Origin of the sequence: Pseudomonas sp. S31 (genome assembly GCF_016648105.1) — a bacterium.
Lineage (GTDB): Bacteria > Pseudomonadota > Gammaproteobacteria > Pseudomonadales > Pseudomonadaceae > Aquipseudomonas.
Genome location: NZ_JACVVE010000028.1, coordinates 77,544 through 89,196 on the forward strand (window position 1 = coordinate 77,544; position 11,653 = coordinate 89,196).

12 protein-coding genes and 1 pseudogene are annotated in these 11,653 nt (G+C 63.8%); all 13 read right to left on the reverse strand.

Features of this window, described 5'->3' with window-relative positions:
- Positions 1-35 precede the first annotated feature (35 nt).
- The 13 genes and pseudogenes from IAE37_RS19870 to IAE37_RS19930 all read right to left on the reverse strand — a co-directional run bounded on the left by IAE37_RS19870 (position 36) and on the right by IAE37_RS19930 (position 11,534).
- A pseudogene (locus IAE37_RS19870) lies at positions 36-1,224 on the reverse strand (acetyl-CoA C-acetyltransferase).
- A 58-nt stretch (positions 1,225-1,282) separates the two neighbouring features.
- Positions 1,283-3,055 (reverse strand): acyl-CoA dehydrogenase C-terminal domain-containing protein, encoded by a 1,773-nt coding sequence (locus tag IAE37_RS19875; protein ID WP_201176232.1) that lies wholly within the window; start codon positions 3,053-3,055, stop codon positions 1,283-1,285.
- Positions 3,056-3,150: 95 nt separating this feature from the next.
- Positions 3,151-3,483, reverse strand: coding sequence for a 2Fe-2S iron-sulfur cluster-binding protein (locus IAE37_RS19880; protein WP_201176233.1), 333 nt, complete (start codon positions 3,481-3,483; stop codon positions 3,151-3,153).
- Positions 3,473-3,901 (reverse strand): tautomerase family protein, encoded by a 429-nt coding sequence (locus IAE37_RS19885; RefSeq protein WP_201176234.1) that lies wholly within the window; start codon positions 3,899-3,901, stop codon positions 3,473-3,475. Before IAE37_RS19885 ends, IAE37_RS19880 begins: the two co-directional genes overlap by 11 nt.
- Before the next feature lie 42 nt (positions 3,902-3,943).
- On the reverse strand, positions 3,944-4,696 hold the full coding sequence (locus tag IAE37_RS19890) for an SDR family NAD(P)-dependent oxidoreductase (protein ID WP_201176235.1): 753 nt from the start codon (positions 4,694-4,696) through the stop codon (positions 3,944-3,946).
- Complete coding sequence (gene dmpG / locus IAE37_RS19895) at positions 4,693-5,748, reverse strand: 4-hydroxy-2-oxovalerate aldolase (RefSeq protein WP_328822760.1); 1,056 nt, start codon at positions 5,746-5,748, stop codon at positions 4,693-4,695. The genes IAE37_RS19890 and dmpG overlap by 4 nt, the downstream gene beginning before the upstream one ends.
- Positions 5,745-6,659, reverse strand: coding sequence for an acetaldehyde dehydrogenase (acetylating) (locus IAE37_RS19900; RefSeq protein WP_201176238.1), 915 nt, complete (start codon positions 6,657-6,659; stop codon positions 5,745-5,747). The genes dmpG and IAE37_RS19900 overlap by 4 nt, the downstream gene beginning before the upstream one ends.
- Complete coding sequence (locus tag IAE37_RS19905) at positions 6,656-6,877, reverse strand: tautomerase family protein (protein ID WP_201176239.1); 222 nt, start codon at positions 6,875-6,877, stop codon at positions 6,656-6,658. The genes IAE37_RS19900 and IAE37_RS19905 overlap by 4 nt, the downstream gene beginning before the upstream one ends.
- Before the next feature lie 11 nt (positions 6,878-6,888).
- Positions 6,889-7,686 (reverse strand): 2-oxo-3-hexenedioate decarboxylase, encoded by a 798-nt coding sequence (dmpH, locus tag IAE37_RS19910; RefSeq protein ID WP_201176240.1) that lies wholly within the window; start codon positions 7,684-7,686, stop codon positions 6,889-6,891.
- Positions 7,683-8,480: a 2-oxopent-4-enoate hydratase gene (dmpE, locus tag IAE37_RS19915; RefSeq protein ID WP_201176241.1), complete on the reverse strand. Its 798-nt coding sequence runs from the start codon at positions 8,478-8,480 to the stop codon at positions 7,683-7,685. Before dmpE ends, dmpH begins: the two co-directional genes overlap by 4 nt.
- A 10-nt stretch (positions 8,481-8,490) precedes the next feature.
- Positions 8,491-9,951 carry a 2-hydroxymuconic semialdehyde dehydrogenase gene (locus IAE37_RS19920; RefSeq protein WP_201176242.1) on the reverse strand — a complete coding sequence of 487 codons (1,461 nt, stop codon included), beginning with the start codon at positions 9,949-9,951 and terminating at the stop codon, positions 8,491-8,493.
- Between the two features lie 171 nt (positions 9,952-10,122).
- A complete protein-coding gene (locus IAE37_RS19925) occupies positions 10,123-11,175 on the reverse strand; it encodes an NADH:ubiquinone reductase (Na(+)-transporting) subunit F (protein ID WP_201176244.1) in 1,053 nt (350 codons plus the stop codon).
- Positions 11,172-11,534 (reverse strand): phenol hydroxylase subunit P4, encoded by a 363-nt coding sequence (locus IAE37_RS19930; RefSeq protein ID WP_201176246.1) that lies wholly within the window; start codon positions 11,532-11,534, stop codon positions 11,172-11,174. Before IAE37_RS19930 ends, IAE37_RS19925 begins: the two co-directional genes overlap by 4 nt.
- Positions 11,535-11,653 lie beyond the last annotated feature (119 nt).

Genomic DNA, 11,653 nt, shown 5'->3' on the forward strand with positions numbered 1-11,653 from the left:
TACACAACCTAGCAAATATAATAAGCGTAGGAGCATCAGGTGAACCTTGCATTCTCTATCAGCAGAGCAACGCCCTGCCCTCCGCGGATACACAAGGTAGCCAAGCAGCGCCGAGCCTCGCGCCGTTGTATCTCAGGAATAAGGCTCACGAGGATCCGGCACCCCCAGGCCCCAATAGGATACCCCGGGGCGATCGCTCCACCGTTGACGTTGACCTTGGCACTATCCCATTGCAACTCCCGTCCTACCGCGATGGCCTGCGCGGCGAATGCTTCGTTGGCCTCGATCAGGTCGACCTGCTGCAGACACCAGCCGGCACGATCCAACGTCTTGCAAGTAGCGAAAACTGGACCAATGCCAATGAAGGCCGGGTCAACCCCGGCGCTGGCATACGCCGCTATGCGCACCAGCGGCTGAAAGGCCAACTCGGCAGCTTTATCTACACTCACCAGAAGCACCTCAGCGGCGCCGTCATTGAGGGTTGGAGCATTGCCAGCAGTGACCGTGCCATCGCTCTTGAAGGCTGGACGCAACTTGCCCAACCCTCCAGGTCAGTGGCTGCTCGTGGCTGTTCATCCTGAGCGAACAGCAAAGGTTCAGCGTCTCGGCGAGGCACTTGCGCAGGAGCGATTTCATCCTTGAAACGACCCGACTCGGACGCCGTCACCGTCCGCTGCTGCGAACGCAGCGCATAGGCATCCTGGGCCGTGCGGCCAATGCCGTACTGTTCAGCCAGGTTCTCGGCGGTGATACCCATGTGGTAGGCGTTGAACGCATCCCACAGGCCGTCCTTGATCAGCGTGTCCAGCACCTGGCCGTGGCCCATGCGCAGCCTTTGCGCGATGACGGCAGCACATGGGGCGCTATGCTCATGTTCTCCTGGCCGCCGGCGATGACGATCTCGGCATCGCCGCACTGGATTGCCTGGGCTCCCATGATCACCGCCTTGAGCCCGGAGCCACAGACCTTGTTCAGGGTTACCGCCGGGACGGTATGCGGCAAGCCGGCGAAAATCGCGCTCTGGCGTGCCGGATTCTGCCCGCTCGCGGCAGCCAGCACCTGGCCGAGAATCACCTCATCGACCTGAGCGGGCACCACCTGCGTGCGTTCCAGCAACTCACGAATCACCACGGTGCCCAGCTCTGGCGCAGACACCTGGCTCAGCGCCCCCTGGAAACTGCCAATGGCGGTACGGCAGGCAGCGACGATCACGACTTCACGCATGGACGACTCCGGAAAAAAAACGCGGCCATCGTGGCCGCGCAAAGGCTCAAAGAAAGGTTCAGAACTGTTCGGCAGCCAGCCCGTAGAGCGCGGCGCTGCCGCTGCGAATACTCGCCTCCAGGCTCAGCGTGCGAGGCAACAGACGGGCGAAGAAGAACTCGGCGGTGGCCAGCTTGGCGCCATAGAACTCCGGCTCCTGGTCGTGGCGGGCCTGGGCGACGGCGACCATGCGCAGCCACATATAGGCATAGGCGACATAGCCGAACAGATGCAGATACTCGACGGAGGCGGCACCGACTGCATTGGCATCCACCCTGCTCTGCTCCAGCAGCCAGTCACTGAGGGTTTCCAGACGTGCCAACGCCTCAAGCAGCGCTTTGCTGAACGGCGTTTCATGAGCACCTGCGAACATCCGCGCCTCAGCGGTGAACGCACGCAGTGTCGCTCCCGCGTTGGCCACCACCTTGCGCCCCAACAGGTCGAGGGCCTGGATGCCGTTGGTGCCTTCGTAGATCTGCGCGATGCGCACGTCCCGAACACGCTGCTCCTGGCCCCATTCGCGGATATAGCCATGCCCGCCGAAAACCTGCTGGCCATGCACGCAGCACTCCAAGCCGTTATCGGTGAAAAATGCCTTGGCGACCGGCGTCAGCAATGCGACCAGCGCCTCGGCCGCCAGGCGCTCCTGCTGATCATCCGCGTAGCGAGCCAGGTCGAGTTGCTGACCAACGTAGCAGGCGAATGCGCGCCCACCTTCGTTGAGCGCCTTGATGGTCAACAGCATGCGGCGCACGTCGGCATGCACGATGATCGGATCAGCCGCCTTGCCCGGGTTCAACGGACCACCTGCCGCGCGGCTTTGCAGACGATCACGGGCATAATCCAGTGCGCTCTGGTAGGACGCCTCGGCACAACCTATCCCCTGCAAGCCAATGGACAGGCGCTCGTAGTTCATCATGGTGAACATCGCCGCCAAACCACGGTTGGCTTCGCCAAGCAGATAACCGACGGCGCCGTCGAAATTCATCACGCAGGTGGCCGACGCCTTGATCCCCATCTTGTGCTCGATGGAGCCGCAGGACAGCGTATTGCGCTCGCCCAGGCGGCCATCGTCGCCGACCAGGAATTTCGGTACCAGAAACAGGGAAATGCCGCGGGCGCCGGCAGGTGCATCCGGCAGTTTGGCCAGCACCAGATGGATGATGTTCTCGGTCAGGTCCTGCTCGCCGCCGGTAATGAAAATCTTGCTGCCGCTGATGCGGTAATGGCCATCGGCATGCGGCGCTGCGCGAGTACGGATCAGCCCCAGGTCGGTGCCGGCGTGGGCCTCGGTCAGGCACATGGAACCAGCCCAGCGCCCCGCGTACATCGGTGGCAAGTAGGTGTTTTTCAATGCGTCGCTGGCATGCGCATCGATGGCCAGGCAGGCGCCGGAACTCAGGGCCGAATACAGGGCGAAGCTGGAGTCGGCGGCATAGAGCATTTCCTCGAAAGCCACGGCGAGCATCTTGGGCATGCCCATGCCGGCGTACTGGGGATTGCCGGCGAGCCCCACCCAGCCACCTTCGGCGTAGGTGGCGTAGGCCTGGCGAAAGCCATTCGGCGTGCTGACCGCGCCTTCATGCCAATGCACACCCTGCTCATCGCCATTGCGACTGAGCGGCGCGATCAGACTGCCGGTGACCTTGGCAGCCTCTTCAAGGATGGCATCGGCCGTTTCGGCATCCACATGCTGCGCCAGCGCGGGCAAGCGAGCCCAAAGCGCCGGGGCCTGGAACACCTCATGAAGAACGAAGCGCATGTCGCGCAACGGGGCCTTATATTCGGGCATGGATACTCACTCGATTCTGGTGCCTCGCAGGCGAGGCGATGGTGCGAGCGCTCAATCGCTCTCAACGCTCAATGACAGGTTTGCAACAGGCAGGCTCAAGTGCCTGGCGGTTCAGACGCCTTGCCCGTGCGACAGACCGCGCGCTGCATCTTGCCCATCACCTGCAAGCGCAGGTCGCCACAGGCCTCGACGCAGCAGGCCAGAGCGACCCCGCCAGCGCGCTCGGCATCGCTGACATGGGTCTTGCTCATTGGCCGGCAACGATGCTCGCCAGCGGTGATGCGGACCTTGCAGACCCCACAACCGCCGCCTCGACAACCCACTGGAATGCCTTTGCGGCATAACCGCGTCATGCCACTGAGCAGGGTTTCCGAATCACGGCAGAGAAAATGTTCGCCGGTGTCTTCGATCAGTACGTCATGCTCCATGACCCACACCATCGGCCCGTGCGGCAATCTCGCCCGCTCGCTGGACACTAGCCGGCACTCCGGCAATGCACCAGTCTTCCGCGGCCACCTGCCGACACACCCCGCGCACATCCTCACGACGTACGCCCAAGGTGCCGACCAGCAGCTCGGTGAAGCGCGCCATCAGTTGCTGACGATCTTCCTGCGCCCGACCTTGCAGCACATAGAACTCGAAGAACGGCGCATGCACGCCCCCCGCGCTGCACAACGCCCCGGCAACCGCGAAGTCCTTGCGGGCATGCCTGCTGATCAAGGCCCGAATGCGCTCAGCGGGTGCCTTCAGTACCTCGCAGTAGATGCGCGTTGCACCTTCGAGCAACGCCGCTTCGGCATCGGCCGTGGAATGTCCATCAAGCAGATGGAAATTGACGATGGGCATGGAGTGTCTCCTGTTGTTTTTGGATGGTCCGGTCAACCTGACTCAGGGAATACTCTTGCGCCGTCCGGCATCGAGCATCAGCGTCGAGCCCGTCATCGCCGTGGCCTCGGGCGCCAGCAGCATGGTGACCGCCCAGGCCACCTGCGCCGGGGTGGTCAGGGCACCAATGGCCGACTCGCGACACATCTGTTCGAGCACCGCCTCAGGCGTGATGCCGTCGCGCACGGCACGGTCGGCGGCGACCCGCTGCAGACGCTCGGTATCCGCCGGGCCAGGGGCAATCAGATGCGCGGTGATGCCACGCGGGCCGTAGCCCAGGCTGAGCTGGCGCACCAGGTTGGCCAGTGCCGCATTGGCGACCCCGGCAGAGGCGGCATAGGCACTGGGTTCGAAGCCGTAATGACCACCGATGGCGACCAGTCGCGAGCCTTCGAACAGATGCCGGTCCACCGCCCGCACCAGGCGCAGCAAACCACCGACCTTGATGTTCACCGCATCGACCAGCGCAGCGACCGGGGCGTCCAGCACGCCGCCGGCAACCGCTACGCCGGGCCCGTGCACCAGCATGCGCACAGGGCGGTCGACAGCGGCGGCAATACGCTCACCGCCTTCGTCACGGCTGAGGTCCGCCACGCAGCCGCGCACACCGGGGTAGCGCTCCTGCAGCTCGGCCAGGCTGCTTTCGCTACGGGCCACGGCCATCACCGTCAACCCCTGTGCACGCAAACGTTCGACGATCGGTTGACCAAAAGCTCCGGTCGCACCGACCACTATCGCCAGCTCAGCGCCACTCATGCGCGCGCCCTCTCGGCGAGGCCGTGTGCCTTGGCCATGGTCATCGCGGTGTCGAGGATCATGTCTTCCTGGCCGCCGATCATCTTGCGCCGCCCCAGTTCGACCAGGATGTCGCGCGCGGGCACGCCGGTATGTTCGGCGGCACGACGGGCATGCAGAAGGAAGGTGGAATAGACCCCGGCATAGCCCAGGGTCAGCGACTCGCGGTCGACCCGCACCAGGTGCTCCATCATCGGCACGATGATGTCTTCAGCCACGTCCATCAGCTTGAACAGGTCGGTACCGGTGTCGATGCCCATGCGCTCGCACACCGCCGCGAACACTTCCAACGGCGTGTTGCCGGCACCCGCGCCAAGGCCGGCGACCGAGGCATCGATACGGCTGGCACCGGCTTCGATGGCGGCAATCGAATTGGCCACGCCCATGCCCAGGTTGTGATGGCCGTGAAAGCCGATTTCAGTCGCCGGGTCGAGTACCTCGCGCAGGGCCGCGACCCTGGCGCGAACATCCTCCGGCAACATGTAGCCCGCCGAGTCGGTGACATACACCGTCTGCGCGCCGTAAGACTCCATCAGCTTGCCCTGGCGGGCGATACCGGCCGGGTCGTTGAGGTGGGCCATCATCAGAAAGCCGGTGGTATCCATGCCCAGCTTGCGGGCGAAGGCAATGTGCTGCGGCGAGGTATCCGCCTCGGTGCAGTGGGTCGCCACATGAACGCTGCGCGCCCCGCAGTCATAGGCGCACTGCAGCTCGTTCATGGTGCCAAGGCCGGGGATCAGCAGTACCGATACCTTGGCCTGGCGCATGCGTGAAGCGACCGCGCCGATATAGTCCTCGTTGCTGTGCGGAGCGAAGCCGTGTTGCAGCGAGTTGCCACCGAGCCCGGCGCCGTGGGTGACCTGGATGTAGGGCACGCCGGCATCGTCCAGCGCGGTGGCGACCTTGATCATCTGCTCAACGCTGATCTGCTCGCGCTTGGCGTGCATGCCGTCGCGCAGGCACATGTCATGCAGGATGACCTTGCGCCCCTTGAGGTTCGATTGGCTCATCACGCCACCTCCGTAGCCGTGGGTTGAAAACTGCCAGCCAGGATCGCCTCGGCGAACATCTCCGCCGTACGTGTCGCCGAAGCCGTCATGATGTCCAGGTTGCCGGCGTAGGTCGGCAGGTAATCGCCAAGCCCGGCGACCTCCATGAACACGGTGACTTTGTTGCCGTCGAATACCGGGCCATTGACCAGCCGGTAACCAGGCACGTATTTCTGCACCTCACCGATCATGCGCAGCACCGAGGCGCTGATGCGCTGCTGATCGGGCGACTCGTCGGTGAGGCAGTAGATGGTGTTACGCATGATCATCGGTGGGTCGGCCGGGTTGATGATCGCCAGCGCCTTGCCCTTGCGTGCACCACCGACCTTCACGATGGCGCCGGAGGTGGTGTAGGTGAACTCGTCGAGGTTGGCGCGGGTACCGGGGCCGATGGATTTCGACGACAGCGTGGCGACGATCTCCGCATAACCGACGCCCTGCACACTGGACACCGCATGCACGATGGGAATGGTCGCCTGGCCGGCGCAGGAGATCATGTTGACGTTCATCGCCCGCTTGTCCGCCTGCTCACGCAGGTTCACCGGCGGTACGCAGAGCGGCCCGAGGGCAGCCGGCGTGAGGTCGATCATCAACACGCCCAGCGCGTTGAGCTTGCGACTGTTCTCGGCATGTACGTAGGCACTGGTGGCATCGAAGGCGATCTGGATGCCGTCTTCGAGCACATGCGGCAGCAGGCCGTCGACGCCCTCGGCGGTGGTCTTCAGGCCCATCTCGCGGGCCCGTGCCAGACCTTCGGACTCGGGGTCGATGCCGACCATCCACACCGGTTCCAGCACTGTGCTGCGACGAATCTTGTAGATCAGGTCGGTGCCGATGTTGCCCGAGCCGATCAGCGCGCAACGGATCTTCTTCATGGTGTTTTCTCCTGTTCCAGGCGGGCCAGTTCGGCCGCCTGAACGCGGTTCTGCCCGGCGACGTAGAACTCCTCGGCGCCGTGTTCGGTGATCAGGATGCGTACCGTGTCGGCCCGGCATTCCAGGCTGCGTGCGACGGCCTCGGTGATCGCTGCGGCGACGCGACGCTTCTGCTCGGCGGTGCGCCCTTCGAGCAAGTGCATTTCAATGATTGGCATGGCCTGGATTCCTATTCGGTGAAGCGGACCGATACGCTGCCCAATTCCTGAAAACGGGCCACTACGTTGTCCCCGGGAGCGACGGCAACGGCTTCGGTGATCCCGCCGCTCATCACGAAGCTGCCGGCGGCCAGGCTCTCGCCCAGCTCGGCGAGAATGTTGACCAACATCGCCACTGCCTCAGCCGGGTGACCAAGCACGGCGGCCGAGGCGCCCAAGGCAACGATCTCGCCGTTTTTCTCCAGCACCACGCCCAGGGTGCGCAGGTCCAGTTCATCGACCAAGCGTGCGCGGCCACCGCCGACGAAACGTGCCGAGGAACCGTTGTCGGCGATCACGCTGGGCAGGTCGAACTTGAAGCCGGCGAAACGCGAGTCGATGATTTCCAGGGCAGGCAGCACATAGTCGGTGGCAGCCAGCACCTGCTGCGCCGTGCAGCCAGGCCCGCGCAATTCATCACGCATGACGAACGCCACTTCGCACTCCACCCGTGGATGCACCAGGTCGCCAGTGCTGATCGCGCCGTTTTCCGGGCGCGCCATGCGGTCGGTGAGAAAGCCGATGGAGGGCACGTCGACGCCCATCTGGCGCATCTTCGCCTTCGACGTGAGGCCGGCCTTCCAGCCCACCAAACGCTGTCCCTGAGCCAGATAACGGCGGCGCAGTTCGCTTTGCACCGCATAACCGTCGGCGACGCTCAGCGCCGGGTATTCGTCGGTAAGTTTGGGAATCGCCCGCGCGCGGGTCTGGGCGCCTTCGACCCGCTCGCACAGGCGCACGATGTCTTCGCGTTGCAAGGTGCTGCTCATGCTGCACTCCTTCCACTGAACCGCACTCGACAACTGCCCAGCCCGCCGACCGTGCAGACCAATTCATCGCCGTCGGTAACCGGTACCAGGGTCGATTGCGAGCCGGACAGGATCACCTCACCGGCGCGAAACGGAATGCCCAACTCGCCCAGGGTATTGGCCAACCAGGCCACCGCGTTGGCTGGCGAGCCCTGCACGGCGGCACCGGCGGCGGTGGAGAACAGCTCGCCGTTCTTCTCCAGCAGCATGCCGGCCAGGGTGATGTCGAGGCGACGCGGGTCACCACGGCTGTCGCCGAGCACGAACACGCCGCAGGAGGCGTTGTCCGCCACGGTGTCCTGGATCTTGATCTGCCAGTTGTCGATGCGTGAATCGACGATCTCGAAACACGGCAGCACATAATCGGTGGCGCAAATCACATCCATCGCCGTGATCCCCGGTCCGATCAGATCGTGCTTGAGGACGAAAGCCAGTTCGGCCTCGGCTTTAGGCTGGATCAATTCGCCGAGGTCGATGGTGGCGCCGTTCTCGTGCAGCATCGCCGAGGTGAGCATGCCGAAATCCGGCTGGTACACACCCAGGAACTCCTGCACCGGCCGGCTGGTGGCACCGATCTTCTTGCCGACGATGCGCTCACCCGCCGCCAGCCGCCGTGCGACGAAGCGCTGCTGGATGCGGTAGGCATCCTCGATGCTCAGCTCAGGCTCGCGCGCCAGCAGCGGCGCCACGGCCATGCGCTTGAGCCAGGCGGCATACAGTTCGTCACCGTAGCTGTCGATCTTGTCCTGGTTCATGCCCACCTCCTCACAGCTTCACGCAGACGTTGCGCAGCTCGGTGTAGAACTCCAGCGAGTGCACACCGCCTTCGCGGCCGATGCCAGACTGGCCGGAGCCACCGAACGCGGTACGCAGGTCGCGCAGGAACCAGCTGTTGACCCAGGTGATGCCCACCTCGACCCGCGCCGCAACGCGGTGTGCGCGGGCCAGGTCGTTGGTCCAGATGGTGGTCGACAGGCCGTAGTCGGTGTCGTTGGCCAGGGCGACCACTTCGTCCTCGGCATCGAAGGGGCGAATGTGGCAGCACGGCCCGAAGACTTCCTCGCGCACCACGGCCGCACTCTCGGGCAGGCCGGTCCAGATGGTGGGCTCGACCCAGGCGCCTTCCGCCAGCTCACCGGGCATCTGCGGAACGCCGCCGCCGGTAACCAGGGTGGCGCCCTGCTCGATCGCCTTGCGGTAGTAGGAGAGGACCTTGTCCCGGTGTTCATGGCTGATCAGCGGGCCATAGTTGGCCTGGCTGTCGTCCGGCCGGCCGAAGCGCACCGCCTCGGCCTTGACCTTCAATGCCTGAACGAAGCGCTCGAAGATCGGCCGCTCGACATAAACCCGCTCGGTCCCCAGGCAAACCTGCCCGGAGTTGAGGAACGCCGAGCGGAAAATCGCATCGACCGCCGCATCGAAATCACAGTCGGCGAAGATGATCCCGGCATTCTTGCCACCCATCTCGAAAGACACGTCACGCATGCCCTGGGCCGCCGCCTGCATGATGGTGGTGCCGGTGCGGGTTTCGCCGGTGAAGGTGATCGCATCCACCCCCGGATGCTGGGTGAGGTAGGCGCCCGCCGATTCCGGCCCGAAGCCGTTGACCACGTTGTAGACGCCCTTGGGAATGCCCACGGCGTTCATCACCTCGCCGAGCAAGGCGGCTGTGGCCGGGGTTTCTTCCGACGGTTTGACCACCACCGAATTGCCGCAGGCCAGTGCCGGGCCGACCTTCCAGGTCATCAGCATGAACGGCGCATTCCACGGGCAGATCACTCCGACCACGCCCTTGGGTACACGCAGCCCATAGTTGAGCGCACCACGGCCGTCGGGCGTGCTCATGGGAAAGGCCTCGGTGGCGACGTTCTTCACCACATCGGCGAAGATCTTGAAGTTGGCGGCGCCCCGGGGGATGAACACATGCTTCATCACATGGGCGGGCTGGCCGGTGTCGGCCATTTCGGCTTCGACGAAATCATCGAAGCGCCGGGTGATCTCGTCAGCCACTGCATAAAGCAACTCGACCCGACGCTCAGTGCTCATCGCCCCCCATTCGCCGCGCTGGGCCTGGCGCGCCGCACGAACGGCGGCATCGACCTCTTCGCGCCCGGCTTCGGCAATCTGTGCGATGACACGGTTATCCAGTGGCGAACGCTTGTCGAATCGTTTGCCGCTGATGCTGCCGGCGTATTCACCGGCGATGAAATGCTCAATCTGACGCATGTTCCACTCCGTAGTTTTTCTTGTCGGATGGCGGGTGCCGTGGTGCGTTTCATGGCCAGTCTAGGGAGGCCATTAGATACCATCCAATACCATTTTACCGATCACCTGATACCTTCCAGGTATCATGTGGGGCGAGCGCATCGATGACCGGGCGCTACTAGCCGGTACGGCTCATATCGCCTTGAACAACGGGCTACGCACCTGCTGGGCATCCGCCGCCGAGATGAACTTTTCGGTGTAGATGTCGCGTTCGAACAGGCGACCCTGCATCAGGGTGCTGATGCAGGCGTCGATCATCAGCGGCGGTCCGCAGAGGTAGGCTTTATGGCCACGAAAGTCATTGCCGAAGTGCGCCTTGGCCGCCTCATGAACAAAGCCTCGTCTCCCGTTCCAGGACGAGCCCTGGGGCTCGTGGGAAAGCACCGGTACGTAATGGAAATTACTGTGGGTCGTCTGCAGGGCCAGGAACTCGTCGTGGTAGTACAGCTCTTCGCGGCTGCGCTGGCCGTAGACCAGGGTGATCGACAACTCGCAGCCTTCGGCCAACAGGTCGAGGATCATCGAACGTGGGCTGGATAGCCCTGAACCGCCAGCCATGAAAATCAGTGGCAGATCGGCCGATTTCTTGACGAAGAAACGCCCGTAGGGACCGCTGATGGCCAGCCGGTCGCCAACACGCAGGTGCTCGTGGACATAGCCGGTGCCGCGACCACCCGGCACGATGCGGATATTCAATTCCACCTCATCGTCTTGCGGCGAACTGGCCACGGAGAAAGCCCGTGAACCAATGCCGTCCGGCAACTCCAGATTGATGTATTGCCCAGCCTGGAAACGCATGGCGCTGTCCAGGCGCAGCCAGATGCCCTTGATGGTCGGCGTCAGCTCTTCGATCCGCGTGACCACCGCAGCGTGATCCGCCACGGGCAGATCGAGGGCATCAGGGTCTTCTTCAATCTCGGCCTCGATCACCAGGTCGCTGGCAGCCGTGGCGCAGCAGGCCAGGCATTTGCCTTCGTCACGCTCGAAGTCCATCAGGGCGAAACTAGACGCTTCGCCGTGCTCGACCTCGCCGTCGGCCACCTGGATCTTGCAGGTGGCACACAGGCCATGGCAGCAGGCATGGGGTAAGTAGATGCCGGCACGTAGCGCGGCATCGAGGATGGTCTGGCCCTCTTCGATCTCGATGGTCTGGCCGAGAGGCTCGATGGTCAGTTCGTAGCTCATTGCCCACCCTCCCCGCACAAGCTGTTCAGGCCGGGGCTGATGAAACGCAACTGATCCTTGTGAGTCAGGCCGTTACTGACCAGGCTGGCGTTCCAGTCCGGCGTCCAGGGCTGGCCTTCGCGCAGCCATTGCACGCTTTCCCAGTCCAGGGCAGCAGCATCCGGGTCCGCCTGCAACAAGGCGGTCAGCGGGCCTTCGACCAGCTCGCGGAAGTTCGTGGTAGGTGGCACGCAGAACAGAAAAGGCGCGCCGAACAGCAGGTGCCGGTCCCAACTGACGTACAGCAGTTGCTTGCCGTTGAAGTTCTCGACGCGATCACGGGGTACGGCGATATAGTCGGTTATAGCGGCTACGGGCATGGTGGTTCTCCTTATTGTTGTTGTGGAGAGCGTTTCGGGTAGCGGGTCAGAGCAGTCGAGCGCCCCCCCCCCCCCGGGGGGGGGGGCAAAGAGGGGGTAAGTGAGCAAAGAAAACACAC

Excerpts from the sequence above, each read along its gene's own strand:
- IAE37_RS19885 (WP_201176234.1), bottom strand. The coding sequence starts at position 3,901 with ATGCCCATCGTCAATTTCCATCTGCTTGATGGACATTCCACGGCCGAT.
- IAE37_RS19875 (WP_201176232.1), bottom strand. The coding sequence starts at position 3,055 with ATGCCCGAATATAAGGCCCCGTTGCGCGACATGCGCTTCGTTCTTCAT.
- IAE37_RS19905 (WP_201176239.1), bottom strand. The coding sequence starts at position 6,877 with ATGCCAATCATTGAAATGCACTTGCTCGAAGGGCGCACCGCCGAGCAG.
- IAE37_RS19900 (WP_201176238.1), bottom strand. The coding sequence starts at position 6,659 with ATGAAGAAGATCCGTTGCGCGCTGATCGGCTCGGGCAACATCGGCACC.
- dmpE (WP_201176241.1), bottom strand. The coding sequence starts at position 8,480 with ATGAACCAGGACAAGATCGACAGCTACGGTGACGAACTGTATGCCGCC.
- IAE37_RS19930 (WP_201176246.1), bottom strand. The coding sequence starts at position 11,534 with ATGCCCGTAGCCGCTATAACCGACTATATCGCCGTACCCCGTGATCGC.
- dmpH (WP_201176240.1), bottom strand. The coding sequence starts at position 7,686 with ATGAGCAGCACCTTGCAACGCGAAGACATCGTGCGCCTGTGCGAGCGG.
- IAE37_RS19925 (WP_201176244.1), bottom strand. The coding sequence starts at position 11,175 with ATGAGCTACGAACTGACCATCGAGCCTCTCGGCCAGACCATCGAGATC.
- IAE37_RS19880 (WP_201176233.1), bottom strand. The coding sequence starts at position 3,483 with ATGGAGCATGACGTACTGATCGAAGACACCGGCGAACATTTTCTCTGC.
- IAE37_RS19920 (WP_201176242.1), bottom strand. The coding sequence starts at position 9,951 with ATGCGTCAGATTGAGCATTTCATCGCCGGTGAATACGCCGGCAGCATC.
- IAE37_RS19890 (WP_201176235.1), bottom strand. The coding sequence starts at position 4,696 with ATGAGTGGCGCTGAGCTGGCGATAGTGGTCGGTGCGACCGGAGCTTTT.